The 25,277-nt window shown below is 70.9% G+C and carries 22 protein-coding genes and 2 pseudogenes; 9 read left to right on the top strand and 15 right to left on the bottom strand.

Annotated features, from left to right (window positions below; all coding sequences use genetic code 11):
• Window positions 1–183: 183 nt before the first annotated feature.
• Window positions 184–2,250, top strand: a complete 2,067-nt coding sequence (locus tag RBS60_RS03225; protein WP_374049218.1) for a copper-translocating P-type ATPase — start codon at window positions 184–186, stop codon at window positions 2,248–2,250.
• A gap of 51 nt (window positions 2,251–2,301) precedes the next feature.
• Here RBS60_RS03225 and RBS60_RS03220 read toward each other — a convergent pair whose 3' ends face one another.
• Window positions 2,302–2,868, bottom strand: a complete 567-nt coding sequence (locus RBS60_RS03220) for a sulfocyanin-like copper-binding protein (RefSeq protein WP_307956081.1) — start codon at window positions 2,866–2,868, stop codon at window positions 2,302–2,304.
• Between the two features lie 10 nt (window positions 2,869–2,878).
• A complete protein-coding gene (locus RBS60_RS03215) occupies window positions 2,879–3,133 on the bottom strand; it encodes an SHOCT domain-containing protein (RefSeq protein ID WP_307956080.1) in 255 nt (84 codons plus the stop codon).
• 143 nt (window positions 3,134–3,276) lie between these two features.
• On the opposite strand from RBS60_RS03215, the gene RBS60_RS03210 reads away from it, so the two are divergent.
• Window positions 3,277–3,684: a DUF302 domain-containing protein gene (locus tag RBS60_RS03210; RefSeq protein WP_307956079.1), complete on the top strand. Its 408-nt coding sequence runs from the start codon at window positions 3,277–3,279 to the stop codon at window positions 3,682–3,684.
• Window positions 3,685–3,689: 5 nt separating this feature from the next.
• On the opposite strand, the gene RBS60_RS03205 is transcribed toward RBS60_RS03210, so the two are convergent.
• Both RBS60_RS03205 and RBS60_RS03200 read right to left on the bottom strand, forming a co-directional pair.
• Window positions 3,690–5,396 (bottom strand): AarF/ABC1/UbiB kinase family protein, encoded by a 1,707-nt coding sequence (locus tag RBS60_RS03205; protein ID WP_307956078.1) that lies wholly within the window; start codon window positions 5,394–5,396, stop codon window positions 3,690–3,692.
• 50 nt (window positions 5,397–5,446) lie between these two features.
• Window positions 5,447–6,103 (bottom strand): GntR family transcriptional regulator, encoded by a 657-nt coding sequence (locus tag RBS60_RS03200; RefSeq protein ID WP_307956077.1) that lies wholly within the window; start codon window positions 6,101–6,103, stop codon window positions 5,447–5,449.
• 121 nt (window positions 6,104–6,224) lie between these two features.
• Between RBS60_RS03200 and RBS60_RS03195 the strand changes: the two genes are divergently transcribed.
• Entirely contained in the window at window positions 6,225–7,502 is a 1,278-nt protein-coding gene (locus tag RBS60_RS03195; protein WP_307956389.1) for an MFS transporter, read from the top strand.
• 125 nt (window positions 7,503–7,627) lie between these two features.
• On the opposite strand, the gene RBS60_RS03190 is transcribed toward RBS60_RS03195, so the two are convergent.
• Complete coding sequence (locus tag RBS60_RS03190; RefSeq protein WP_307956076.1) at window positions 7,628–8,176, bottom strand: helix-turn-helix domain-containing protein; 549 nt, start codon at window positions 8,174–8,176, stop codon at window positions 7,628–7,630.
• 367 nt (window positions 8,177–8,543) lie between these two features.
• Here RBS60_RS03190 and RBS60_RS03185 point away from each other — a divergent pair, with 367 nt between their 5' ends.
• The 4 genes from RBS60_RS03185 to RBS60_RS03170 all read left to right on the top strand — a co-directional run bounded on the left by RBS60_RS03185 (window position 8,544) and on the right by RBS60_RS03170 (window position 13,083).
• Entirely contained in the window at window positions 8,544–9,908 is a 1,365-nt protein-coding gene (locus RBS60_RS03185; RefSeq protein ID WP_307956075.1) for an MGH1-like glycoside hydrolase domain-containing protein, read from the top strand.
• Window positions 9,909–10,189: 281 nt separating this feature from the next.
• Window positions 10,190–11,398, top strand: a complete 1,209-nt coding sequence (locus tag RBS60_RS03180; RefSeq protein WP_307956388.1) for an NADP-dependent malic enzyme — start codon at window positions 10,190–10,192, stop codon at window positions 11,396–11,398.
• Between the two features lie 126 nt (window positions 11,399–11,524).
• Window positions 11,525–12,028, top strand: a complete 504-nt coding sequence (locus RBS60_RS03175; protein WP_307956074.1) for a DUF456 domain-containing protein — start codon at window positions 11,525–11,527, stop codon at window positions 12,026–12,028.
• Between the two features lie 101 nt (window positions 12,029–12,129).
• Window positions 12,130–13,083: a hypothetical protein gene (locus RBS60_RS03170; RefSeq protein ID WP_307956073.1), complete on the top strand. Its 954-nt coding sequence runs from the start codon at window positions 12,130–12,132 to the stop codon at window positions 13,081–13,083.
• A 40-nt stretch (window positions 13,084–13,123) separates the two neighbouring features.
• On the opposite strand, the pseudogene RBS60_RS03165 reads toward RBS60_RS03170, so the two are convergent.
• Both RBS60_RS03165 and RBS60_RS03160 read right to left on the bottom strand, forming a co-directional pair.
• Window positions 13,124–13,588, bottom strand: a pseudogene (locus tag RBS60_RS03165) (Lrp/AsnC family transcriptional regulator); the annotation flags it as partial.
• A 345-nt stretch (window positions 13,589–13,933) separates the two neighbouring features.
• Window positions 13,934–14,467 carry a hypothetical protein gene (locus tag RBS60_RS03160; RefSeq protein ID WP_307956071.1) on the bottom strand — a complete coding sequence of 178 codons (534 nt, stop codon included), beginning with the start codon at window positions 14,465–14,467 and terminating at the stop codon, window positions 13,934–13,936.
• 207 nt (window positions 14,468–14,674) lie between these two features.
• Between RBS60_RS03160 and RBS60_RS03155 the strand changes: the two genes are divergently transcribed.
• Window positions 14,675–15,709: an LLM class flavin-dependent oxidoreductase gene (locus RBS60_RS03155; protein WP_307956070.1), complete on the top strand. Its 1,035-nt coding sequence runs from the start codon at window positions 14,675–14,677 to the stop codon at window positions 15,707–15,709.
• A 16-nt stretch (window positions 15,710–15,725) separates the two neighbouring features.
• Here RBS60_RS03155 and RBS60_RS03150 read toward each other — a convergent pair whose 3' ends face one another.
• The 8 genes and pseudogenes from RBS60_RS03150 to RBS60_RS03115 all read right to left on the bottom strand — a co-directional run bounded on the left by RBS60_RS03150 (window position 15,726) and on the right by RBS60_RS03115 (window position 23,453).
• Window positions 15,726–16,658 carry an HAD family hydrolase gene (locus RBS60_RS03150; protein WP_307956069.1) on the bottom strand — a complete coding sequence of 311 codons (933 nt, stop codon included), beginning with the start codon at window positions 16,656–16,658 and terminating at the stop codon, window positions 15,726–15,728.
• Window positions 16,651–17,052: an RNA-binding protein gene (locus tag RBS60_RS03145; RefSeq protein WP_307956387.1), complete on the bottom strand. Its 402-nt coding sequence runs from the start codon at window positions 17,050–17,052 to the stop codon at window positions 16,651–16,653. The genes RBS60_RS03150 and RBS60_RS03145 overlap by 8 nt, the downstream gene beginning before the upstream one ends.
• Before the next feature lie 81 nt (window positions 17,053–17,133).
• A pseudogene (locus RBS60_RS03140) lies at window positions 17,134–19,564 on the bottom strand (phosphoribosyltransferase domain-containing protein); the annotation flags it as partial.
• Window positions 19,561–20,754 (bottom strand): HpcH/HpaI aldolase/citrate lyase family protein, encoded by a 1,194-nt coding sequence (locus RBS60_RS03135; protein ID WP_307956068.1) that lies wholly within the window; start codon window positions 20,752–20,754, stop codon window positions 19,561–19,563. The gene RBS60_RS03135 and the pseudogene RBS60_RS03140, both read right to left, overlap by 4 nt.
• 106 nt (window positions 20,755–20,860) lie before the next feature.
• Entirely contained in the window at window positions 20,861–21,388 is a 528-nt protein-coding gene (locus RBS60_RS03130; protein ID WP_307956067.1) for a hypothetical protein, read from the bottom strand.
• Window positions 21,389–21,636: 248 nt separating this feature from the next.
• Window positions 21,637–22,203, bottom strand: coding sequence for a TerD family protein (locus tag RBS60_RS03125; protein ID WP_307956066.1), 567 nt, complete (start codon window positions 22,201–22,203; stop codon window positions 21,637–21,639).
• Window positions 22,203–22,739 carry a hypothetical protein gene (locus RBS60_RS03120; RefSeq protein WP_307956065.1) on the bottom strand — a complete coding sequence of 179 codons (537 nt, stop codon included), beginning with the start codon at window positions 22,737–22,739 and terminating at the stop codon, window positions 22,203–22,205. Before RBS60_RS03120 ends, RBS60_RS03125 begins: the two co-directional genes overlap by 1 nt.
• 39 nt (window positions 22,740–22,778) lie before the next feature.
• Complete coding sequence (locus tag RBS60_RS03115) at window positions 22,779–23,453, bottom strand: helix-turn-helix domain-containing protein (RefSeq protein WP_307956064.1); 675 nt, start codon at window positions 23,451–23,453, stop codon at window positions 22,779–22,781.
• Between the two features lie 77 nt (window positions 23,454–23,530).
• On the opposite strand from RBS60_RS03115, the gene RBS60_RS03110 reads away from it, so the two are divergent.
• Window positions 23,531–24,967, top strand: coding sequence for a DHA2 family efflux MFS transporter permease subunit (locus tag RBS60_RS03110; protein WP_307956063.1), 1,437 nt, complete (start codon window positions 23,531–23,533; stop codon window positions 24,965–24,967).
• The last annotated feature ends 310 nt before the right edge of the window (window positions 24,968–25,277 follow it).

Here is a 25,277-nt window from a genome sequence, read left to right as displayed (position 1 = left end):
GGAAAGGAACGGGTACCGAAGGTGAACGAGCACAGCCACCACATGCACGAGGGCGAGGCGCCCGAGACGGAGCGTGCCGCGGGCGAGGTGCATGGCCCTGACCCGCAGGGCCGTGTCGTGACTAGGTCCCACGACGCGCGCGCTGGTCACGACATGGCCTCCCACGACATGGCTTCGCACGACATGACTTCGCACGACATGACGGCCCAGCTCCACGCAGGCCACGGCGACCCCCACGCGGTCCACACCCATGGGGAGCACATGGGCCACTCGGTGGCCATGTTCCGCGACAGGTTCTGGCTCACGCTGGGGCTCTCCGTCGTCGTCGTGATCTTCAGCCCGATGTTCTGGCACCTGTTCAGCGCGATGCCGCCCACGTTCCCGGGGAGCGAGTGGATCGGTCCCGTGCTCGGCACGGCGATCTTCTTCTACGGCGGAATGCCCTTCCTCAAGGGCGGCGTCGGCGAGCTGAAGGCGCGACAGCCCGGGATGATGCTGCTGATCGGAATGGCGATCACGGTCGCGTTCGCGGCCTCGTGGGCCACGAGCCTGCGCATCGGCGGGTTCGACCTGGATTTCTGGTGGGAGCTCGCCCTCCTCGTGACCATCATGCTGCTGGGGCACTGGCTCGAGATGCGTGCGCTCGGCGCATCGCAGGGTGCGCTCGCCGCACTCGCGGCGCTCCTGCCGGACGAGGCGGAGCGCGTTGCGGAGGACGGCGGCACTGAGACCGTCCCTGCCGCCGACCTCGCCCCCGGCGACCTCGTCCTCGTCCGCGCCGGCGGGCGCCTCCCCGCGGACGGCCGCATCGAGGAGGGCACCGCCGAGCTCGATGAGTCGATGATCACTGGCGAGTCCAAGACCGTCACCCGTGGGCCGGGCAGCGCCGTCGTCGCCGGAACCGTCGCGACCGACACGAGCGTGCGCGTCCGCGTCGAGGCAGTCGGGGAGTCGACGGCGCTCGCCGGCATCCAGCGCATGGTCGCCGACGCGCAGGCCTCCTCCTCCCGCGCCCAGGCGCTCGCTGACCGGGCGGCGGCGTTCCTCTTCTACTTCGCGACCGGCGCGGGTGTCCTCACGTTCGTTGCATGGACCCTCCTCGGCGACCTCCCGACGGCGGTCACGGCTACCGTCACGGTCCTGGTGATCGCGTGTCCGCATGCCCTCGGCCTCGCCATCCCGCTCGTCATCGCCATCTCGACCGAGCGCGCGGCGAAGGGCGGCGTCCTGGTCAAGGACCGCCTCTCGCTCGAGCGCATGCGCACGGTCGGCGTGGTGCTGTTCGACAAGACCGGAACCCTGACCAAGGGAGCGCCGGAGCTCTTCGACGTCGCTGCCGCACGCGGTGGCGACGAGCAGGACCTCCTCGCCCTCGCGGCGGCCGTAGAACTGGAAAGCGAGCACCCGGTGGCACGGGCCATCGTCCGCGCTTCCGGCGGGCGCGGGCTCACGGTGCCCCGTGCCACGGGATTCCAGTCCAGCGCAGGCCGCGGCGTCGCCGCCACGGTCGACGGGACGCTCGTCCAGGTCGGTGGCCCCGCCCTGCTGGCCGAGCTCGGGATCGATACGCCGTCCGAGCTCTCCCGCGCCGTCGACGGGTGGAAGGCCCGCGGCGCGTCGGTACTCCACGTGATCCGCGACGCTCAGGTGGTGGGCGTCCTCGCGCTCGAGGACTCGGTCCGCGAGGAGTCGCGGACGGCCGTGAAGGCCCTGCAGCAGCGCGGGATCCGTGTCGCGATGATCACGGGCGACGCCCAGCAGGTCGCCGACGCCGTCGCCACGGACCTCGGCATCGACGAGGTCTTTGCCCAGGTCCTGCCCCAGGACAAGGACCGACGCGTGGCCGACCTCCAACATCGCGGCCTCAAGGTCGCCATGGTCGGCGACGGCGTCAACGACGCCCCTGCCCTCGCCCGTGCCGACGTAGGCATCGCGATCGGCGCCGGGACGGACGTCGCGATCGAGTCCGCCGGGGTCGTGCTCGCCGGAAACGACCCGCGCTCAGTCGTCTCGGTCGTGGAGCTCTCGCGGGCAAGCTACCGCAAGATGTGGCAGAACCTCGTGTGGGCCACCGGCTACAACGTGATCACGGTGCCTCTGGCTGCGGGCGTCCTGGCGTTTGCCGGCGTCATGCTCTCGCCGGCCGCCGGCGCCATCCTCATGTCGCTGTCCACGATCGTCGTGGCGCTCAACGCACAGCTGCTGCGCCGCCTCGATCTGGACCCGCGCAAGGTCGCCGAGGGCCATTGAACCGATGCCCCGCCGGGCCACACCGCGGCGTGGGGCGGCCCCGCCAGCGCCTCACCTCGCGGTGAGAACGGTGTGCATGCCAGCCCAGTAGTGGCCCGGCAGGTTGCAGACCAGCTCGTACGTGCCGGGCTTCAGCTCGACGGTCACCCACGACGACGCGCCGGGGAGGATCCCCTCTCCCGCACCCTCGGCGCAGCTGGCCGAGGCCTCGCCCACGGAGCCGGTCTCGTCGACGCGGCCGTCGGCCCCCACGGACCGCGTGCCCGGGACCTGGCCGGCGGGGAGTGGCAGGATGACGAGCTCGTGGGGGACGCTCCCGGCGTTGGTGACGGCGAACGAGACTTTCCCGCTAGGTACCGAGGCCCTGTCGGAGGAGAGACGCATGCCGCCGCGCATCCTCGGGCCACCCAGCATGCTGCCCATGTCGGACAGGGTCACCTTCACCGTGGGGCCGGCGAAGCTCGGCGCGCTGCACGCCGTTCCCTGCACCGGAGAGCCCGGCAGTGAGAAGGGTCCCGCCGGCATCAGGAGGGCCACGCCGAGCAGTGACGCCGCAGTGAGCACGAGCGCCGCGGCGACCGAGAGGACGATCGTCCGGGTGCTCGGCGAGCCGTTCACCGCCGCACCGTCACTGCCTGCGCCTGAGCGCGTCCCTGCGCGCGTTGAACTCGGTCTCATCGATCTCGCCTCGGGCGAACCGCTGGGCAAGGATGTGCTCGGGATCATCGTTGCCGGGCCACGGGGCACCGTAGCCGCCCGATCTCCCTCTCACACCCCGGACGAGGACCACCACGAGCGCGACGACGCCGCCCCAGAACAGGAGCATCACGATCCCCATCACGATCCAGCCCCAGATACCGCCGCCACCATAGCCGTACATCATCTCGGTTCCCTTCCGACGCAACCAGTCTCTTCCCCAGCACCGCAGATCCGGCAGGGACCTAGTGCCCTTCCTCGTGTCCCTTCCACGGCCGCAGGACCGGGGACCCTTGCCAACGGGGGCTCCGCGCTGAGAGCGTGGGCCACATGGCATACACCCTGACCACCCAGGTTCCCCTTCCCTACGCCGAGGCGATCGACGCGATCAAGGCTGCCCTCGCCGAGCAGGGGTTCGGCGTCCTGACCGAGATCGACATCCGGAAGACGTTCACCGCCAAGCTCGGCCCTGAGGCCGGCGACTCCGTAGGCGACTACGTGATCCTCGGCGCCTGCAATCCGAACCTCGCGAGCAGGGCGATCGCCGCCGAGCCTGAGATGGGCGCGCTCCTGCCGTGCAACGTCGTGGTGCGGCGCGGCCCCGACGCAGAGTCGACCACCATCGAGGCGATCGACCCCCAGACCATGGTGCAGCTCAGCTCGAGCGCGCACGTGCGGGAGGTTGCGGACGACGCCGGCACCCGCCTCCGCGCGGCTCTCGCGGCCCTGCCACTCTGATCCCGTCACAGTGACAGGGGCCCGCGCGGCAGGAGTCTGCGCGGGCGCCGTCTGCGGCTCAGTGCCGTCACCGCGAAGTAGCCGCCCAGGCCACCGAGCGCGGCCATGCCGGTGCGTACGAGCGGCTCGCGCAGGCCCTGCCAGCGGCGGTCGGACGCGACGACCTCCCCGACCCCGCGGATGAACGCCGCCGCGATGACTCCTGCGAGCACCTTGTTGCCGATCCGCTCGGCGCGTGCCACGAGCGGCTCGAGCTCGGCTGCGCGGAGGTGGACCTCGAACCCTCCCGACTCGAGGACGCGGTTCAGGCTGTCGATGAGGTCCGGGACGTCGGCGGCGAGATCCAGGGCGGTGAGTCCGGCGGCCTTGAGCCCGCGCACGATCGCCGCTGGCGAGTACTGCTCGAGCAGGAGCCGGCGCACATGGGGTTCGAGGACCCGTGACAGGCGGAAGCCGGGGTCGAGGACGCGGCCGAGCCCCTCGGCCATCACCATCATCTTGATGACGATCGCCGCCTCGGCCGGCATGAGCAGCCGGTGGTTCCGCACCACCCCCAGGAGCTTCTGCGCGAGGCGGGCCACGTTGACGTCGGCGAGGTCCACGCCGTCGTAGAGCTGGATGAACTCGGCGACGTCCGCGGCCAGACGGGCACGGTCGGTGACGGGCCCGCCGAGCGACATCGACTCGAGGGCGCGCGCGAGCCGGCGGGCGTCCTTGCGGGCGAGGGCGATCAGCAGGTGGCCGAGCTGGCCGCGCAGGTCGTCGTTGATCTCTCCGACCATGCCGAAGTCGATGATCGAGATCCGTCCGTCCGGCTCGACGAACATGTTCCCAGGGTGCGGGTCGGCGTGGAAGAAGCCGTCCTCGAAGATCATCTGCGCGAGCGCCCCGGCCGCATGGTCCGCGAGGGCCCGGCGGTCGATCCCTGCCGCGTCCAGGGCCGTGACGTCGTTGACCTTGATGCCCTCCATGAACTCGAGGGTGAGCACACGGGACGTCGTCGTGTGCCAGAAGACACGCGGGAAGCGGTAGCGGGTGTCGCCCGCGAAGTTGGCGGCGAAGCGCTCGGCGTTCCGCCCCTCCTCGAGGTAGTCGAGCTCCTTGGTGAGCGTGCGTGAGAATTCCGCGACGAGGCCCACCACGTTGTAGTCCTCGAGCACGGGCCACGCGCGGCTTGCCGTTGCGGCGACATTGCGGAGGATCTCGAGATCTTCGCGGATCCTCTCGACCGCCCCGGGCTTGCGGACCTTGACCACGACCTTGGTGCCGTCCGCGAGGCGGGCGCCGTGGACCTGGCCGATCGACGCGCTCGCGAGCGGGGCGTCGTCGAACTCGGTGAACGCCGTGAGCGCGTCCTCGCCGAGCTCTTCGCGCACGACGCCGAGGATCGCCTCGGCGGGGACCGGCGGCGCCGCGTCCTGCAGCTTCGCGAGCTCCAGCTGGTACGCCTCGGGCACGAGATCCGGACGGGTCGAGAGGATCTGCCCGAGCTTCATGAAGGTGGGTCCGAGCTCCTCGAGGGCCAGACGCACGTGCACCGGGCCTCCGATAGGGGCTCCCGGCGCTCCCTTGCCGTCTGCGGCCGAGCGCCCTCGGGGGATGAACCGTGCGAACCCGGCGCGTTCCAGCACCTGACTGAGGCCGTGGCGGGCGAGGACGTCGGCGATCTCGCGGTAGCGACGTGTGTGTGCGGTCCAAGGGCTCGGCGCCATGCCACGAGCCTACGTTGCGCGGGCGGCCGTGTCCCGAAGGCGGTCGCCGGCTACTCGAGCAGGACTCTGGCGAGCCCCTCCGTGACCGGTTTCCGCCCAGCCTCGACGTGGGCCGCGGAGAGGGACTCGGCAAGCTGGGACCGGCCCGTGAGGATCGCGTCGGCGAGGTCGTCGTGCTCGTGGGCGCTGACGTCCAGAGGCCGGTTGACCGAAAGCCCGAAGATCCAGCGGTTGAGGCCCCGAAGAGGCCGCATGGAGCGCTCGAGGAGTGCATTTCCGGCCAGGGCGACGATCTGGTCGTGGAAGGCCGAGTTGAGTTCGGCGGTGGTCGCAAAATCGCCCTCCTCGAGGGCCTTCCGCGCCCTGGCGAGGGTCTCGGTGAGCACGGAGCCGTCAACGCCCTGCGCGACGCGCTCTGCAGCCCGCGCAGCAGCAAACGATTCGAGGAGCACGCGCAGGTCGAACAGTTCGTCGACGTCGTTGAGCGTCAGCCGCCGTACCACCGCGCCGCGGCGGGGAGCGGTGACCACGAACCCGTCCTGCTCGAGCCGGTGGATCGCCTCCCGGACGGGAATGCGGGACACGCCGTACTGCTCCGAGAGCTCGCGCTCGCGCAGCCGCTGGCCAGGCTGCAGCTTCCCGGCGACGATCGTCGCGATGATCTGCTGATAGACCTGCGCGGCCATGGCCTCATCGGGCGCTGTCACCTTGCTCTCCACCCAAGCGACGATACCCGTGTCAGGGCGCGGGAAATGCACGTGGCGGTGGCCTGGATCTGTCGTAATCTGAGAGCACCAGTTCCGCCCCCAGCCGGAGGTCATTGTGACCGTGCCCGACCACCCCACCGTGCCTCGCACCGCGACGGCCCTCCGCCCCGAGCCCGGCGTCCCGGTCCGGTCACCGTGGATCCTCGGCGTGGTCCTCGTCAACGTGGGCATCAACGTGGCGTTCTTCGGACCCCTCCAGGTGCTCCTGGCCCAGCAGGCCGCATACCTCGAGCCCGGGCAGAAAGAGGCTATGTTCGCGCTCGTGACGGGCGCTGGGGCCGCCGTTTCGGTGTTCAGCAACCCGCTGGCCGGTGCGCTTTCGGACCGGACGCCGGGTCGGTTCGGGCGCCGTCGCCCGTGGGTCCTTTTCGGGGCTGTCGGCGGGGCCGTGGCCCTGGTGGCGCTCGCTGGGGCGCCCAACGTGGCGTTCATGACGGCGATGTGGTGCCTCGTGCAGGCGGGCTGCAACTCCGCATACGCCGCGATCACCGCTGCTGTCCCGGACAAGGTGCCCGTGACCCAGCGCGGCACCGTGGGCGGACTCGCGTCCATGGGCGTGACCGCAGGCATCCTGCTGGGCTCCGTGGTGGCGGCCGCCGTCGCAGGCAACTTCTCGCTCGGCTATCTCGTCTGCGCTGCCGCGCTCCTCCTGGGCGTCATCATCTATCTGCTTCGCGCAGATGACGCCCCGATCCTGCGCTCATCACTCGCGCCCTTCTCGCTCGGGAAGTTCGTTTCCTCGTTCTGGATCAGCCCGCGCCGCTACCCCGACTTCGCCTGGGCCTGGATCACGAAGCTGCTTGTGAACATCGGCAACCACATGATCCTGCTCTACCTCATCTACTTCCTGGCGGACCGGGTCCACCTCGAGCAGACGACGGGAATCGCCCCTGCTACCGGCGTGCTCATCCTGACGGGCATCTACGCCGTTCTGGTCATTACGACGAGCGTGATCGGCGGCAGGATCAGCGACTACATGGGCAAGCGCAAGCCCCTTGTGATCATCTCCTCGTGCATCATCGCCGCGGCGTCACTCATCCTCGCCGTAGTCCCCACCTGGGCCGGCGCGCTCGTCGCGGCTTCCGTGCTGGGCATCGGTTTCGGGGCCTATATGGCGGTCGACTTCGCCCTTGTCACCCAAGTGCTCCCGCGCGCCGAAGACACTGGCAAGGATCTGGGTGTCATCAACATCGCCAACTCCCTCGCACAGGTGGTCGCCCCGTCCATCGCGTATCCCTTCGTCGCCTTCCTCGGGGGCTATGTGTCGCTCTACGTCGCGGCGGCGGTGATCGGTCTCCTCGGGGCCGTGTTCGTCACGCGAATCCGCAGCGTTGCCTAGAGGTGACCCCAGAAGGCCGGGGCGACCCATAGGCGGGGCGGCGTAGCGCACGACGGCGAGCGGTCGCCGTCGTGCGCCCCACCAGAAAGTGTGACTCTCGGCAGGTGACCGTCAGAGGGTTCGCTTCAGCCGCGCATGGCGCGGCGGCTGGCCACGATCTCGCAGGCGGTCTTGAGCTGCCGCTCCGCCTCGAAGGGCATGAGCCGACCGGTGCGCACAGCGCTCACGAGCCCCGCGATGATGTGGACGATGCTGCGTCCGCGCTCGTTGTCACCGGCGAGCCGGCCCAGGATGGACCACGAGAGCTCGTCGACCTCACCGACCAAGGCGGTGAGCTCGTGCTCGACCGGCACCACGAGCTCGGAGAGGCAGGAGTTCACGGCCGGCTGGGCCAGGCGCATCGCGAACATTTCCACGGCTGCCCCGGCAAGGTTCCGGGCGCGCTGCTGGTCCGTGCGGGCCGTGGCCGCCCGGTCGTCCACGCGGGCGCGGAGCTCGAGCAGCTGGCGCCGGTAGAGGGCGAGCAGGAGATGCGCGGAAGAGGGGAAGTAGCGGTGGGCCGTGCTCGTGGCGACGCCAGCCTCGAGTGCGACTTCGTTGACGTCGACGTTCGGGTACTCACGGGTGGAGAACTTGGGTGCCGCGTCGAGGATCTGGTCGTACCGGGCAGCCATTCTGGGCGTGGCCGGTGGAGGCGCAGGGGTCACCAGATCCTGGGGCAGTTCGAGCACCGCGCAGCAACCTCTTTTCGGGACGCTTCGGCACCTCCGGCGTGCACAGATGGGGGGTGCGCTGGGGGACTATCCAACTATACGCCAGAGCCCTGTACGGGGGCCGAGGAGCTCGCGGGCCCGGGCCGCCAGCCGATCGAACCGTTGACATGGTCCGGGCCGCGTACTTACGATCGCCGACCATGTCCACGCTGTCTCCGCCTCCTGTGCTGATCCCGCCTGTGCTGATCCCGAGCCCCGTACTGTTCCCTCGTCCCGTACTGTCCCCGAGCCGCCTCCCCGGGCCTGCCGCACAGTCAGGCCTCACGGCATGAGGCGAACCCTCTGGACCAATCCCGACCGACCGATCGCAGACCTCGATGAGCTGCGGACCCGGGCGCGCGCCGTCCTCGCCCAGAATGACAAGGGCACTATGGTCACCGCAGCCCCCAACCTCTACCCGCACCAGTGGAGCTGGGATGCGGCCTTCGTCGCGACGGGCCTCTCGACCGTGGGCGTGCCCCGCGCGCTCGCGGAACTCGACCATCTCCTCGCCGCCCAGTGGGACAGTGGCATGATCCCGCACATCGTCTTCGCCGACGAGGTGCAGTTCCGCGGTGCTGGCTACTTCCCGGGCGTGGACCGCTGGCGGACCGAGGGGGCCTCGCCTGCCGGGGTGAAGTCAAGCGGCATCTGCCAGCCGCCCGTCCACGCGACGCTCGTCCGCCGGATCGTGGAGCGGGCGACGTCGCGCGGCGGCGAGGATGGCCGCCTCGCCGAGGAGTTCGCGCGGCGCACGCTGCCCCAGTGGATTCGGTGGCACGAGTGGATGCGGCGTGCCCGCGCGTCCGACGGGTCCGGCCTCGTGACCATCTACCACGGCTGGGAATCCGGCATGGACAACTCGCCCCGCTTCGACGGCCCCTACTCTCGCGTGCACCCCGGCGACCTCGAGCCCTTTGTGCGCACGGACACGAGAATCGTCGAGGACGCGAGCCAGCGGCCCAGCGACGAGGAGTACGCGCGCTACCTCTGGCTCGTCCAGCAGATGGCGGACGTGCGCTTCGACGATGCCCGCCTCCCCGGGGCGGTGGACTTCCAGGTCAAGGACGTCTTCATGTCCGCCGCATTCGCCGCCGCGAACGAGGACCTTGCGGTGCTCGCGGAGGGATTCGGGCACAGTGACGAAGTGACCCGGCTGCGGGAGTGGTCTGCCGAGTTCCGCGAGGGCGTCGACGCCACGGTGGACCCGGCAACGGGGCTCGCGCGAGACCGTGACCTCCTCACGGGAGAGTGGATCTCCCTCCCGACGATTGCCGGTTTCGCCCCGCTCCTCTCCACCGCCGATCCCGCACTGCGCGCCGCGCAGCTGGTGCTCATCGAGGGCCCGGACTGGGCGGGCGACCCACGCCTCGCGTTTCCCCTCTCGCCTTCGACGTCGACGACATCACCGCTCCTGCGGCCTCGCGAATACTGGCGGGGCCCTGTGTGGCCCGTCGTGACCTGGTATATCGCCGAGGCCGTGCGCCGCCATGGCGACGGCGGGCGGTACGCGCGCTGGCGCGAGGCATCGATCGCCCAGCTCATGGAGGGGCACTTCGGGGAGTACTACGAGCCCTTCACGGGCGAGCCGCTCGGCAGCCACCACCAGTCCTGGACGGCGGCCGTGGCACTTGAATGGCTCGACAGCTCCTGAGCTGACGTTTCCGCCTTGGGAAAACGGACGAAGCCCCCGGTATGATGGCCTTACCTCTTTCTCCGAGGCCGGCGCTCGACGGACATCCCCGCGCATCTGCTGGCCCCCGGAAGTGCCGAACCCGGCAATGACCCCGGATCCCCCTCAAGGCCCGCGCCCTGGACTGTCCTGTGCCCGACGAAGCGGTCGGTGCCCTGTCCAGCGCGAGGCCCACCACGCCGTCGTGCGCCTGACGCCGCGACGGCAACGACCCAGGAGACAACGCCGTGTCCACTCCCACCATCCCTGCCCACTCCACCTCAAGCGGTTCGACTACCGGTTCGACTTCCCTGCCAATCACCACCGAGGAGATCTTCGCCGCGCATGAGGGCGGGAAGCTCTCGATCGGCGTCGACCGTCCGCTGGCCACGAAGCGGGACCTCTCGATCGCCTACACGCCCGGGGTGGCCGAGGTGAGCCGCGCGATCGCCGCGGATCCCGCGCTCGCCCAGACCCACACGTGGGCGTCCCGCCTCGTGGCCGTCGTCTCGGACGGCACGGCAGTGCTCGGCCTGGGCGACATCGGCCCGAGCGCTTCCCTGCCGGTGATGGAGGGCAAGAGCGCGCTGTTCAAGACGTTCGGCGGGCTCGACTCGATCCCGATCGTGCTCAACACCAAGAACGTGGACGAGATCGTCGAGACGGTGGTGCGGATCGCCCCGAGCTTCGGGGCCGTGAACCTCGAGGACATTTCCGCGCCGCGCTGCTTCGAGGTGGAGCGGCGCCTCATCGAGGCCCTCGACATGCCTGTCATGCACGACGACCAGCACGGCACGGCCGTGGTGGTCCTGGCAGCGCTCACGAACGCGGTCCGGGTGGTAGGCAAGGACCTCGCCGGGCTCAAGGCCGTGATCGCCGGCGCCGGCGCCGCGGGCATCGCGATCGCCGAGATCCTCCTCGCCTCCGGCGTCGACGACGTGGTGCTCATCGATTCCAAGGGCACCCTCCACACCGGCCGCGAGGACCTCGCCAAGGGCACCAACTCCATGAAGAGGGAGTTCGCCGAGCGCACGAACCCGCGTGGGGTGGCCGGAGGCATCGCCCAGGCGCTCGAGGGCGCGGACGTGTTCATCGGCGTCTCGTCGTCGAAGGTCCCCGAGGAGGACATCGCGCGCATGGCCGAGGGTGCGATCGTCTTCGCGCTGTCCAACCCGGATCCGGAGGTGGCGCCGGACGTCGCGCGCCGCCATGCCGCCGTCGTCGCCACGGGACGCAGCGACTTCCCGAACCAGATCAACAACGTGCTCGCGTTCCCGGGCATCTTCCGCGGCGCGCTCGACGCAGGGGCCCGCCGCATCACGCCCGCGATGAAGCTCGCCGCGGCCCGGGCGATCGCTGGACTCGCAGAGGACAAGCTCTCGGCGGACTACATCGTCCCGAGCCCCCTCGACCCCCGCGTCGGGCCCGCGGTGACCGCCGCGGTCGCGGCCGCCGTCGTGCCGGGGGAGTAGCCACACCGGCCGGTTCCCAACGCCGCGTCGGGACATGCCGCTAGAGTGCGGCCTTTGCGGCCTTTGCGGCATTGCTGCCTTGCGGCATGTCCTGACGCAGCCTTCGCATGGGGCAGGATGGGCCGGGTGGATACCAGCGTCCTTGCCGCCCTCCTGTGCGGTGCCGCCCTTGCCGTCTCCCTGGCCGGCATCATCATCCCGGTGCTGCCCGGGAGCATCCTCGGCCTCCTCGCCCTCCTCGAGTGGGCGCTGTTCGGCGGCGCGGGGTGGGGCGGATGGCTTGTCTTCGCGCTCGGCGGGGCGCTGTTCGCGTGCGGCATGGGGTCCTCGGCGTTCCTGACGGGCAGGCGGCTCAGGCAACGCTCCATCCCCGGCCGGTCGGTGGTGATCGGTGCAGTGCTCGCAATCATCGGGATGTTCATCGTGCCCGTCGTGGGGCTCGTGCTGGGGTTCGCCCTCGGGCTGTTCCTGAGCGAATGGCAGCGGGCGGGGCACCTCAGGGGCGCGGCGTCGTCGTCATGGGCCGCGCTCAAGGCGACGGGCCTCGGCATCCTCGTCGAGTTCGGCTTCGCGTGCGCGGCCGCGAGCGTGTGGGTCATCGGACTGTGGGTCCACTTCGCGACGCGCTGACCCGCCCCGCACGCGAGGCGGCGAAACCCGCGAAGCCCGCGAAACCCGCCGGAGATCCGTACCCGAAACGGGAGGGTGCGGGGGTCGCTAGCATGGTGGGCATGTCTTCCGGCGAGCTGGGCCGTAGGCCCTCGTTCCACGACACCCGGGACCTCACGCCGTTCCGTGGCGCGCAGGTCTACGCCCCCGTGCGCGGGGCCGGGCGCAGGATCGCGCAGCGGGTGGCCGGGAGAGTCCGGGCCCCGCGGCTGAGGGCGTTCGCCTCCAAGGTCGAGAAGCAGGTGCACAGTGCGGTGTTCGTGCACGGTGAGCCCGAGCGGCTCGTGCTCCTCGCCCGGGCGCATCCGGGCTGGTCCGGGGTCTGCTACGTCATGGCCGGCATGCAGGCGTACCGCCAGCACCACCACGCCCAGGCCGCCGAGCTCCTCGCCCGGGGGCTCGCTGGCTCGAGCGAGCCGGCCGCGGCCGCGTTCGCGAGTCAGTATCTGGGCGGTATCCGGCACTGGATCGAGGTATCCGAGGGTGTCGATGTGGAGGTTCTGTTCAGCGAGGAGGCCGTGGCCCTGGCGCTAGCGCACAGCCTCCGCGAGATCGGCCGCCCGGACGAGGCACTCGACGTCCTTGCGCCCCTCCCGCCCTCGGTGCCCTCGGCTCTCGCCGCGTGCGGCATCGCGGCGGCGCTCGGGCAGCCGCTGGAGATCGTGGCGCGGACCGAGGGCCTGACCAACGCGACCGACCTCGCTGCGGCCCTGCTCGTCCTGCGGGCGAGGGCCCTGCGCGAGCTGGGCCGGCGTGCCGAGGCGCAGGCGGCGGTCCGCGAGGCCATGCGCCGCCGCCGCACCGCCTTCGCCGTCAAGAACGCCGCGGCCACCGAGCGCGCATTGCTCATGCTCGGCGTGGGACGGCGCGGCAGGAACGGCGGCGGTGCGTCTGCGCCGTCGTCCGCCTTCGACGAGCTCCGCGCCGTTACCCGAGCGCGCCGCGCCCGCGAGTCCGAGGCCCGCGAGCTGTGGCTCCGGGACTTCCAACAGCTCGACCGGGCGCCGGGGGAGTAGCGCGCGGCGCCTGCGGTGCCTGCGGTCCTCCGCCTTCCGGCTCTGCGAGCAGGGGAGACGTCCGGTAGGGGATCACGGTGCGCAGGATCATGCGGGTCGAGGTCCGGCGGATCCCGGGACAGAGGCGGATCTCTTCGGACACCCGGTAGAGGTCGTCGGGGCTCGTCGCGACCACGCGGATGAGCAGGTCGGTGTCCCCGGCCGGGGCGAGGCATTCGAGCACCTCTGGGATGCCGCCGAGGGCGGCGACGGCCTCGTTGAGGTGGCTCTGGTCGAGCTCAGCGCTGACCTCCGCGAGGACGCCCCGGCCAAGGCCCTCGGGCTGGACTCGGGTGCTGTTGGCGCGGAACACGCCGCTCGCCGTCATGCGTTCGACGCGTGACTGCACCGTGCCCCTCGCGAGGCCCAGCTTCTGCGCGAGCACCATGATGGGCGCGCGCGGGTCCTCGTCGAGCGCGAGCAGGATCCGTCGGTCTGTCGGGTCAAGCTGCTGCGATTTGACCACTCCTCGCCTAGAATTCGGTGAACCGTTGATCAGATTGACCACTCTACGCCGAGCCTGTTGTCAGTGGTGCTGATGGCTTGCTCTCATAGTGGCAGACAGCCCAACGGTCCATCGGCCGGGAGGGCGTGGCGACGGCCCGTTCGGAACATCAACCGCCCGGGACCTGAGGAGGGCACCACCGGCCCGGCCGCACGGTTTGGTTGGCGCTATCTGGCTTATTTGGCGTCGCGCCAGCACGCGGGAGGCCCCTCGGCACATGCCGAGGGGCCTCCCGTTGCGTCCAAGGTGTGCCGGGTGCGTGGTGGGCCACCGGGTCGTGCGCTGGGGAGGTGCCGGGCTGCCGGTTCAGCTCGCGCGGCCGACGACGAGCGCCGGCTGGGTGCCCGTGTGCGGTCCGGAGCGGGCCGGGGCCGCGGCTGGCCGTGCCGGGCGCATCGGGGAGACGACGGCGATCGCGCGTGCGGGCGCAGGCTTCGTGGCGGCGAAGGCGGCGGGTATCGCTACCTCCTCGTCGTCGGGTTCGGCGTCCTCCGACCCGGATGCCTGCGACGGAGATGCGGCGGCGGCCTTCGAGGCGGCGGTTGCGGCAGACGCGGCGGCCGCGTCCGCCCGCCGGGCGGCCAGGATGGCATCGGCCTTGGCGACCACCGCCTTGCGGGTGTACTCGGTGCGGGCGGCCTCGGCGAGCATCTCGGGCTCTTCGTGGGGGCGGGTGCGGAGCAACCGCAGGATCGTCGCGACGATTGAGGCCACACCCTGGCCGGCGCCGGCGATGATCAGCGTGATGACGGTGGCGGCTGCGAGGAACACGATGAGGGCGCCACCGACGATCAGCGTTCCGAAGTACACCAGATTGGTCACCATCAACGCATCGTCCACAGCAACTCCTCCCCAGAAGGCCAGCCCCAAAAGTCGGTGGGCCCAACGGCTCCAGCCACGACCTGTCCATTGTTCACAGAAAGCCCCCCTGTGGGACAAGCGAGAACCGCCGACGTTGCCGAAAAGCAACGGACCTGTTATCCAACGTGACAGACGGCTCACACTTGTCTCGGGAACATCTCGCTGGCCCCGCGGGTTGCCGCTGACGTGACTGCTCTCTCGATCCTGGACCTCGCCCCCATTGTGGAGGGCTCAACAGTCGTGGACGCGCTGGCCTCGGCCACGCGTCTCGCGCGCGTCGCCGAGGAGGCCGGGTACCGACGCCTCTGGTACGCCGAGCACCACAACTCCGACGCCCTGGCCTCGAGCGCCACGGCACTGCTCATCGCCAACGCCGCAGCGAACACGTCCACCCTGCGTGTCGGCTCGGGCGGGATCATGCTCCCGAACCACGCGCCCCTCGCCGTCGCGGAGGCCTTCGGCACCCTCGCGAACCTCTACGGCGACCGCATCGATCTGGGTCTGGGCCGAGCACCCGGCACCGACCCGCGCACCGCGGCCCTGCTACGCCGTGGGGCGCGGGACGACGGCGAGGCCGCCTTCGCCTCGAACATCCGCCTCCTTGCGTGGTTCTTCGGGGAGCAGGTTGACGACGCCGAGTCTGTTGAACTTTCGCATGGCGTCCACGCCTCCGTTGCCCGCGGAACGAACGTGCCGCTGTGGGTCCTCGGAAGTTCGACGGCGGGGGCCGCCATCGCGGGCCAGCTCGGCCTCCCCTTCGCTGCCGCAAGCCACTTCGCCCCGTTCCAGCTCTCCGAGGCGATCTGGACCTATCGGCAGATGTTCAACCCCTCCGCCCCGACGGCGCAGATTTCCGAGCCATATGTCATGGCGGGGGCGAACCTCATGGTCGCGCCCAGCCGCGAGGAGGCCGAATTCCTCTTCACGACGCACCAGCAGATGTTCCTCGGCATCCGGCGCGGCACCCGAGGCCCGCTCCGCCCGCCGGTCAAGGAGATGGACTGGTCGCCGGCCGAGGAACAGATGGCCACGTCGGCGCTGCGGTTCTCCGCGGTCGGGACGCCGGCGGAGGGCGCCGAGTTCCTCCGCAGCTTCGTCTCGTCCTACGGGATCGACGAGGTCATCCTCACCGGCTACGCCCACGACCCGGCCCTGCGGGAGCGTTCCTTCCACCTCTTGGCTCAGGAGTGGGCGTCCCGCCCCTCGCACGTGCTGAGTTGAGCAGCGCCGCCGCGCCTCACCCCCTGCTCAGGCCAACTTTTCCACGGCGCGCGAGGGAGTGGGCGCGTGCCGCATCGAGGGCCGCGCGGACGATCTCCTCGCCGGCTCGGACCCCCGGCGTCTCGGTGACCCGTAGTCCCGACCGGGTGTAGCCTGCGGCCTCGAGTTCGCCGTGGCACGGCCGCAGCGCGACGTCGGCCATCTCGAGCAGCCCCTGGTCCAGGAGCGAGTCCCCGGCGGCGACGAGGGACGAGGCCCCGACGCGTTCCATGACCTCGGCGACCGCGGCCTCCTTCGTCACTGACGCCGGGACGCAGTACAGCTTGCGGCCCTGGAGCGACACGACCCACCCGCGCTCCCTACACCAGGCCGTAAGCCCCGCGACGTAGCCTTCGGGCAGCTCGGCCCGCTCGACGATCGCGTACGCGAAGAGCTCCTCCGCCGTGCGGACCCGCTGGACCCCGGGCGACGGCTTGGTCGACAGGCGTGCCACGACCTCCTCGAGGGGTGCCGACCAGCGCCGCACGGCGTCGTGCACGCGGGCGGCCCACGCGCCGTCGGGCTCGCCGCGGTGGAGGAGGACGCCGCCGTTGGTCGTGATCGCATACCGCGTGCGCGGAAGCTGGACGCGGCGGAACTGGGCGCGTGTCCGGGTCGTGACGGGCACGAGGAACGCGTGGTCGAGGAGCTCCCGGAGAAGGTCCTCGGCAGCGCGCGTCATATAGCTCAGGGGGAGGCCCTCGTGCATCTCGCTCACCACGAGCCGGGGCGCCGCGTGGTCCGGCCCGTCGAGATAGAGAGCCTTGGCGGAGTAGATGAGGGTCCGGTCGAGGTCGCACGCGACGACCGGCAGGCCGGAGAGGTGCGCGGGGAGCTGGTCCTGGGGTGCGGACGCGCCGGGGCCCGCGGCCGGGGGCTCCCCGGTGGTCGGCTGCAGTGTCTCAGACATCGAGGACCGTCTTCCCATCGGCCCCGGTCGCACCGGGGGTGAACTGCGGATGGATGAGGCCCACGCAGCTGTAGGGCAGGTCCGCGACCGGTTCGACCGGGACCCCTCGTTGCGCGGCGAGCAGGAGCACATGGGCGAGGTCACCGCGAAGGAGGCGCCCGGCGTCGTCCGTCGCGAGCAGCTCCGGACGGGCCAGGACCTTCCATGGGACGCGGCGCAGGAGCACGCGGGTCGTCTCGCCGACGCCCGGCTTGACGAGGTTGACGGCGCTGAGGAGGGGGCCGAGACCGTGCTCCACCGCGATGCGTTCGACGGCGGCCCAGCCGGCCCAGGTGGGCTCGACCCGCGGCTTCGGCTCCGCTTCCGCCCACCGAGTCCGCGTGCGCTCCGCCATGACGTTCGGGAAGCATGCTGCGACCGCATCGACGAACGCGTTCGAGACGTCCCGGCCCGCGAGCTCTCGATAGAACTTGGCGCCGTGCAGATCATGCGGTCCGATGAGCGCTTGATTGAAGACCGTGCGGGATACCAGTCCCGAGACCGTCGAGTTGAGGCACGCGGACGGGATGAGGAAGTCGTCCCGCGTGCCGAACACCCGCACGCAGTGCCCCGGGTCAGCGAGGACTGCGAGCTCGGCGGAGAGGCGCGCGCTGCCGGACCCGGGGTCTGTGGCTGAGAAGGCCTCGACGGCGGCGGCGAGCTCGCGCGATCGCACCCTTGCCCGTCCAGCCGTCCACGAACATGATCTGCTCGGGCCGGTGCCGGGTGAGGAGGTACCGCAGCGCGTTCCTGTCGATGCCCAGCCCGCGCACGATGCTCATCGTGTAGTGCGGCACGTCGAGCCCGTGAGCGTGCCGGGCCCAGCGGCGCATGAGGACTCCGATCGGCGTCCCGGCGCGGGCGAGCGAGACGAGCGCAGGTTCGCGGTCCCGCAGTGCGAGGACCTGCTCGGTCACGTCCGCGACGGCCCGCGCAATCCGGTGCTTGGACTCCGTGAGCGCCTCATGGAACAGGGCCTGGTACTCGGGGCTCGGCTCGTACTCTTGGGGCAGCGACTCGGCGTAGCTCGCTCGGCCGGACTGGATCGCCGCCTCCCGCTCGTGGGCCGGCGCCTCGAGCTTGGCCCCGGAGAGGTCCTTGAGCAGCCACGCGACGTCGTCCGGAGGGTAGGAGCCGAAGACTGGTCCGCGCATCGGCTCCTGATAGGGCGGCGCGGCGTCGAGGTGGAGCACGACGACGGTTCCCGCCTCCCGCGCGAGGGCTTCCGTCACGCTCGGCTCGCCCTCGGCAGGCGTGCCCGCGAGGCCCGGGGCCGTGAGGTGCTCGCGTGCAGAGCCCGGTTCGGGGACGTAGACGATCGCGTCGAACGGTGCGCCGCTTCGGTCCGGTCCGGCGCCGGCGACGTTGTAGGTGAAGCGCCGGGCCGTGCCGGGGGCGCCGTCCTCGGCATGGTCGTGGGACGCGAACGTGATGGCCGAACGGATCGCGTACCCGGCCTCGTCGTGGGCGTGGACGGGGGAGCGGGTCGTCGAGGAGACCAGGACACGCGGCGCGTGGGCGTGGTCCGCATCGAGCTCGGACGCCAGCCTGTCCGCGATCGCGAGCGGGAGCGCGAGGTGCTCCTCGGATCCGAGCACCAGGACGCGCGCGTGGCGCGGGACGCCTGCCCGCGCGAGGGCGGCTGCCGCCGCGCTGCCCGATGCGAGCGCCGTTTCGGCGAGGCGGGTCCCGTGAGGCCCAGCGGTGTCGACGCCGAACCGGGCGCTGCGAATGTGTTCGGCCTGCACATCGACGTGCACCACCCTGCCCGCACCGCCGAGGTCACCTCCCGTGGTGCCGAGGTCACCTCCCGTGGCACCGAGGTCGTGCCCTGCGCTTCCTGCGAGCCATGCCGTAGCCCGTTCGAGGACGTCGTCGGGCAGCTCGACGGCTCCCTGCCCCAGCGCCACCACCCCCAGGTCGCAGCCGAGCTCGGCCGCGAGCGCATCGAAGCGCGCCCGGTCCTGCCCAGAACGCAGGTCTAAGAGGGTGGCGACCACATACCGGCGGCGGGCCGGGCCGCCGCCGGTCGCGGCGTCGTCGTGCGCGGGAATGGCGTCCCTCATCGACCCGCCCGAATCAGGCGAGCCAGCCCCCGGTCGCCATGCGGCATGAAGCTCGCGCACGGTGTTCAGAACGGTTTGACCGGTGCTGAGCTCGTCGTCGACGAGGACCACCGTGTCCGCGCGGGCGAGGCGCTCAGGGTCACTCGGCACCAGGGTGTGGCTCGTCGCATGCGAATGCTCCTCCTCGAACGCGCCGAAAGGCCGCACACGCGTCGCGATCCGCGTCGAATGGAGGTAGTACGAGCCGAGGAATTCCGCGACGAGGTGCCCGAGACCCGTCGCGGTCTCCGCGTAGCCGAGCGTGACGATCTCACCGGACCCAGCAGTCCGTGCGGGCGGCGATGCGGGGAGCGGGAGCACCTCGGGCCTGCGCGGAGCCGAGCCCGCGAGCCAGCCGGTGATCGCGCGGGCCGCCTCCTCGAGGTCCGAAGGCTCCGGTGTCCCGTCCAGACCCAGGTGCAGGGCGGCCGTCGCGCCCAGGAGCCGGCCCGCGCCGATCGCCAGACCCGGCGGGGTGGGGACGTGTTTCGCGAGCACACGCGAGACGAGCAACTGCGCGCGCCTCGGATTGCGTCGCACGGCGAGACCCGCAAGCGCGTCGACGGGCAGGAGGCTGCCGGGCGACGTCGTGAGCCGGATCCCGAGCCGGTCCCGCACGACGGCGCCGCTCCATTCGTGCGCCTCTGCTGCGGACCCGATTTCGGCACCGCGGGGGGTGACTTCGGCGCCAGGCGGGGTGATCTCGGCGTCACGGGGGGTGACTTCGGCGTCACGGGGGGTGATCTCGGCGGTGTCTGTCATTTCATGCTCGCTTCCAGCAGGTCGACGAAGGTCACCTCGGGACGCGCCACGCCGTAGGCGTCGGCCCGCCGCAGGGTGCGCCGGGCCCAGGCCCGGTGCGGCTTGGACTCGTTCATGCGGTTCCCGGATCGCGACGCCGTGGCGCCCCCGCCCTCCGAGGCCATGATGTCGAGGGCATCGTGGTACTCCTCGTGGCTCACAACGTGCAGCGCGTGGACCACAGGAATGTGGGCCGGGTGGATCACGGTCTTGCCGAGCAGCCCGTTGGCGAGGTCCAGCTCGATCTCGCGGATGAGCCCGTCGAGGTTCGCCCCGAGCAGCTGCTCGCGCAGCACGGTCGAGTTGGACTCGTCGAACGGGGTGGCGCGCAGGAGCGGGCGCAGGATCCGTTCGGTGTTGGAGTAGTGCTCCCATACGGTGCCAGAGATGGTCCAGCCCTCGTCGGTCCTGCCCAGAATGCTCACGACGTCGGCAATCACCTCCCCCACGACGGCGACGTCGTAGATGGTCAGGTCACGCGAGCGGCGCAGGCCGTAGGCCGAGGCGATGTCCGTCGCGCCGAGCCGGACCGAGAGCACGAGCCCCCGGTGGGCACGCAGGAGGTCGCGGACGCCGAGCAGCGCCTCGGCCCGCGTCTCGCGGTGCGTGGTCACGGCGTGCTCGATGATGGGCATCGCCAGCAGCGGCGTCTGCCGGGCCAGTTCGGTGTTGAGGCGCTCGAGTGCGGCCAGGAACTGCTCGCCCCGCCCCGAAGCGTTCTCGAACTTCGGCAGGACGAAGCCCGTCAACAGGCCCGCGGCGCGACCGAGCCTGCGGCCCACGTCGAGCAGCTGCTCCGGGGACCTCGGCCGCACGAACAGCAGAGGCAGCCGGTCCGGGACCGTGCCGGACGCCTGCGCGAGGGCCCGCGCCTGCTCGAGCTCCATCAGCGTCGCGATCACGCTCGCCTCGGCACGTTCCACGTCCGCGTCGGCCACGGAGTCCTCGAGGCACAGGACGTTGCTCGTGCAGCCCGCCCTGGCGCGCTTGAGGATGGTCTGGGTCAGCTCCGGGCGCGATCCCGGCGTGTATAGGGTCGCCCCGAGCCCGGTCGCGAGGGTCTCGCGGTCCGAGGCTGGCCCGATCTCCTGCGGCGCTCGATGGAACAGCCGCGTCCGGCTGCTCTCAGTGAGAAACGAGTAGTGCAGCACGTGTCCCCCCAAAGTGTGTGCGTGCGGTCCGGCCACCGACGGGTGCGGTCGGTGTCGGTGTGGCGTCGCGGCCAGCGGCGTCGCCGTCGGCCTGAGAGCACCGGGTCTAGCGCCGCAGGGTTCCCAGCCCCACGGTCATCGTGAACGCGAACTCGCGCCAGATCTCCCCGTCGTCCCACTGTTCGGGCACCGACTCGGCGCGCAGCTCCAGGAGCGCGCCGATCCGGGTCGCGGTCAGGACTGTCCGCTGCCCCGGGCCGAGAGCACCCTGGACGGCGATGGCTGAGCCGTCGAACGTCTGGACCGTCATGGTGCCGCCGGCCCCGATGAAGAGGGCACGCCGGAGACTGCGCACGTGGCGCAGCACCACAACGGCGTCACGATTAACGAAGCTCACGAGGGGCCGGTTCCCCGGCGTCGGAATGGCCGTGCCGATCTGCTCGCGGTGAACGCTCTGCGCGCCCGTCGTGCGGTCCTCGCCCTCCCACGCGGTCCCGCGCGTCCCCGTGACGAAGAGTGATCCGATTCCCGCTTGCCTCGGGTTCAGACGCACGACGGCGTGACTCGCCGTGAGCTGGTGGAGCCCGCCGAAGGCGGGGGCCGGGTAGAGGCGCGACTCGACGGTCCGGGCCAAGCCCCGTGGCGCCGATGGCGCCGGGGCGGGCCGAGGCGACAGGTCAAGCGGGTCCCGGAGCACGGGCTGCGGCCCGGAGCGTTGCTGCCCGGAGTCCTGCCGAGCCGGAGTCTGGGGGGACGAGAGATCGAGGGGGCTTCGACTCCGCTCGCCCACCGGTCCGGGATTCCGTGTGCGCTCGACCTGAGCCACCGGTTCCTTCACGCGCCGCGTCATGAAGGGAACGTCAGCGCCCCGCAGGCCCTTCATCAGAGGTCGAGCCCGAAGTCACGGGCCACGCCGGCGAGTCCGTTCTCGTACCCCTGCCCGAGGGCACGGAACTTCCAGTCGTCCCGGTGCCGGTACAGCTCGCCGAACATCATCGCCTTGATGCGCTCGCCGTTGACGGCGGGGACATCGAAGCGCAGGAGCTCGAAGCCGTCGGGGCGGGCGAGCCGGATGTACGAGCCGCGCACGGCGCCGAACGTTCCGGGGCCCCGGACCTCGGGGTCCACATAGGCGAGGAACGCGATCTTGGAGACCTCGGCCGGGATGAGTCCGAACTCGACGTCGACCTGTTCGGTGTCGTGCTGGCCAGCGGCTGAGCCGGCCTCGAAGCGGACGCCGCCGCCCGCCGTCGTGAGCTGATTGAAGAAGACGAGGTGTTCGGGGGAGATGGCCCGGCCGTCGTCCCCGCAGAGGATCGCCATGGAGGTCAGCTCCGACTGGGGGCCGTTGCTCGGCACGAGCTGCCAGCCCATGGCCACCATGACCCCTGTGAGCCCTGGGTTCTCCGCGGTGAGCGGCGCGTTGCTGCCTGCGACCATCGTGGCCATCAGTGCGTTTCTCCTTCTCGCAGGGTGGAATCGGGGGTGAGGTGGATCCCGCCGACGTCGAACTTGTCCTGCAGGAACCGTCCGTGCACGCTCAGCTCCGCGATGGCGCCGGTGCGGACCTGGTGGTCGAGATCGAGGGCCGTGGAGTGGAGGATGTCGAGCTGCTCGAGCAGCTTCTCCGATTCGGGGCTCGCGTCAGTGTGCGTCTCCGGCGGAAGGGCCCGGTACACGCGCAGCGACGTGGGCAGGTAGTCGGTCACGATCGCGTTGAGCAGGACGCGCTGCTCGGTCGAGGCACCATGCTCGGCGATGTGGTCGATGAGGTTCGCGAGGAGGTCGTCGGTCTGGCGGACCCGCGAGAGCGCGAGGGGCGGCAGGACCGATCCCGCGCGGCGGATCGCGCTGCGCAGGGTGCCCAGGGCTGTGCGCGTCTCCTCGAGCTCCTGGGCCTGGGTGAGCGGGAGCTGCTCGTCGAGGGCATGCTCAGGCTCGTGCCCGGCACCTCCGAACAGCGAGCCGAAGAACTTGGCGACCATGCTTGCTAGCCTAGCCTCTGGGCCATGCCGCGACGCGGGTCAGTACGGCTCGTCCGCTGTGGGCAGATGGCTCGCGTAGGTCTCGAAGGAGCAGGGGAACGCGACGGCGAACATCGCGTCAACCTCCGGATTCTCTCCATGGCCCCCGGCGAGCCGCAGTGCGACCAGCGTGTTGATCAGCATGCCGTTGGCGAAGAACTGCTTGGTCTCGTGCTCGTCGAAGCCAGCCTTGTCTCGGATGAGCTGCCAGGTGCGCAGGAAGCACGCACGGGCCTCCGGTCCGATCACGGGATCGCCTCCGAGCAGGAAGGCCTGCGCGAGCACCTGATGCAGCCCGCGCTCGGCGATGAGGCCCACGTACGCCATGCCCAGGCGCTCGTGGAGGGAGCCCGGCTCCGCGCCGACGGCGCCCGCGGGTGAGGCCACCGTGTCGGCTGCTTCGGCGCGGCGTGCCTCTTCGATGGCCCCGAGGAATGTCTCGGCGAGGAGACGCTCGGCGCGGGCGAGCACTTCGAGGAAGAGCTTCTCCTTGGTGCCGAACATCCGCACGACGTACGGCTGGCTCACGCCCGAGGCCTGGGCGACGAGGTCCGTCGTCGTGCCTCCGTAGCCGTTCGCGGCGAACACCGCAGTGGCCTCGCTCAGAATGAGCTCGCGCCGCTCTGCGGCCGGCATACGGGTGCGGGGAATCTGCTCGGTTTCCACACTTGACATGTTATCAGCCGATTACTTAGCCTCTTAGTAATCGATCGATAACTAATCCTCCAGCTCGCTCGCCCAAGGAGCATTCCGTGGCACTCGATCAAGGTTCCTCCTCCACCCGCGCCGCGCAGCGGCCCGTCTGGGCCGTCGTCGCGGCGGCGTCCCTCCCCATGTTCATGGCCACGCTCGACAACCTGGTGGTGACCAACGCGCTCCCCACGATCCGGGCTACCCTCGGCGCGAGCGTCGATGAGCTCCAGTGGGTCGTCAACGCCTACACCCTCGCCTTCGCGAGCGGCATCCTCCTTGCGGCCGGGATCGGGGACCGGATCGGCCGCCGATCCGTCTTCCTCGGCGGGATCGCACTCTTCACGATCGCCTCAGCCCTCGCCGCGCTCAGCACCGATCCGGGCCAGCTCATCGCCGCCCGGGCCGTGCAGGGGATCGGAGGCGCCGTCGTCGTGCCCCTCTCGCTCGCGCTCATCACTGGATCAGTCACAGCGCAACGGAGAGCGCTCGCCATCGGCATCTGGGGCGGCATCTCGGGCCTCGGCGTGGCCGTCGGCCCGCTCGTGGGCGGTCTCGTGCTCGGATCGTGGTCCTGGGAGGCCATCTTCTGGATCAATGTCCCCGTGGGCGTGGTCGCGGTCGTGCTCGCACGGCTTGGCCTTCCAGAGTCCCGCGGCCTCAGCGAGCCGCTCGACGTGCTCGGCGCGGTCCTGGGCGGCGCGGGCGTCTTCGCCCTCGTCTACGGGATCATCCGCGGCGGGGCCGTAGGCTGGGGCGCCGCCGAGACGGTCGTCTCGCTGGTCGCGGCAGCCGTCCTTATCGCACTGTTCCTTCTCCGGCAGCGGACGACGGCGGCTCCCCTCCTCCCGCTCGGGATGTTCGCCAACCGCCCCTTCACGGCGTCCAATGTCCTGGGGTTCGGCATGAGCTTCGGAACGTTCGGCGCGATCTTCCTCCTCATCCAGTTCCTCCAGTTGGTCCAGGGGGACACCGCGCTCGAGGCGGCCTGGAAGACTGCGCCGTGGACGCTCGCGCCCATGGTCGTGGCCCCGGTGGCCGGTCTCTTCGTCTCTCGGATCGGCGCGAGGCCGTTCATCGCGGCGGGCCTTGTACTCCAGGCCATCGGTCTCGGGTGGATCGCGCTCGAGATGACCCGGGCCATCGAGTATTCGGCGCTCGTGCCGCCGTTCGTCCTCGCGGGCGCTGGAATGGGCCTCGTGTTCGCCCCGCTCTCCACGGCGCTCCTCGCGACCCTGCCTGAGGCCGGCCATGCGAAGGCGTCCGGCGCCAATGCGACGATCCGGGAAGTCGGGGTAGCCCTCGGGATCGCCGTCTTCACCACGCTCTTCACCTCGTGGGGCGGGAACCTCACGCCCACCGGGTTCGTGGACGCCGCGCGCAGCGTGGTCGGTGTCGCGGCCGGGATTCTGGCGGTGACCGCCATCGGCGCGGTCGCGGTGCCGGGCGCGGCGGGCAAGGTCCGGCCGGCGCCGCGGGAGGTCGCAGTCGCGGGGTGATCCTCGGCTTGCCGGTCGCGGGCTGCCGGGCGCGGTCTGGCGGCGCGGGAGGTCGCAGTCGCGGGGTGATCGTCGGCTTGCCGGTCGCCAGCTGCCGGTCGCGGTCTGGCGGCGCGTCGAGTCGCGTCGCGTGGCAGGCAGTTGTATCTTGAAGCTTCGCAAGCAGCGAGGGCCGGGATCCCCGGCCCTCGCTGCTTTCCCGGCCGTTAACCCGTCGTTCATGCTCCCTTTCCGTAGCGCCCGTACTGTCCCGAGGGTCCAGCTTTTCCCCCAGCGCTGGCTGGCGCGCGCCTTTGACGAAAGGTCCCTC

Origin of the sequence: Sinomonas sp. ASV486, from assembly GCF_030908215.1 — a bacterium.
Taxonomy (GTDB): Bacteria; Actinomycetota; Actinomycetes; order Actinomycetales; family Micrococcaceae; genus Sinomonas; species Sinomonas puerhi.
The sequence above is the reverse complement of the archived record's forward strand: the minus strand, read 5'-3'. Positions and strand labels throughout refer to the sequence as shown.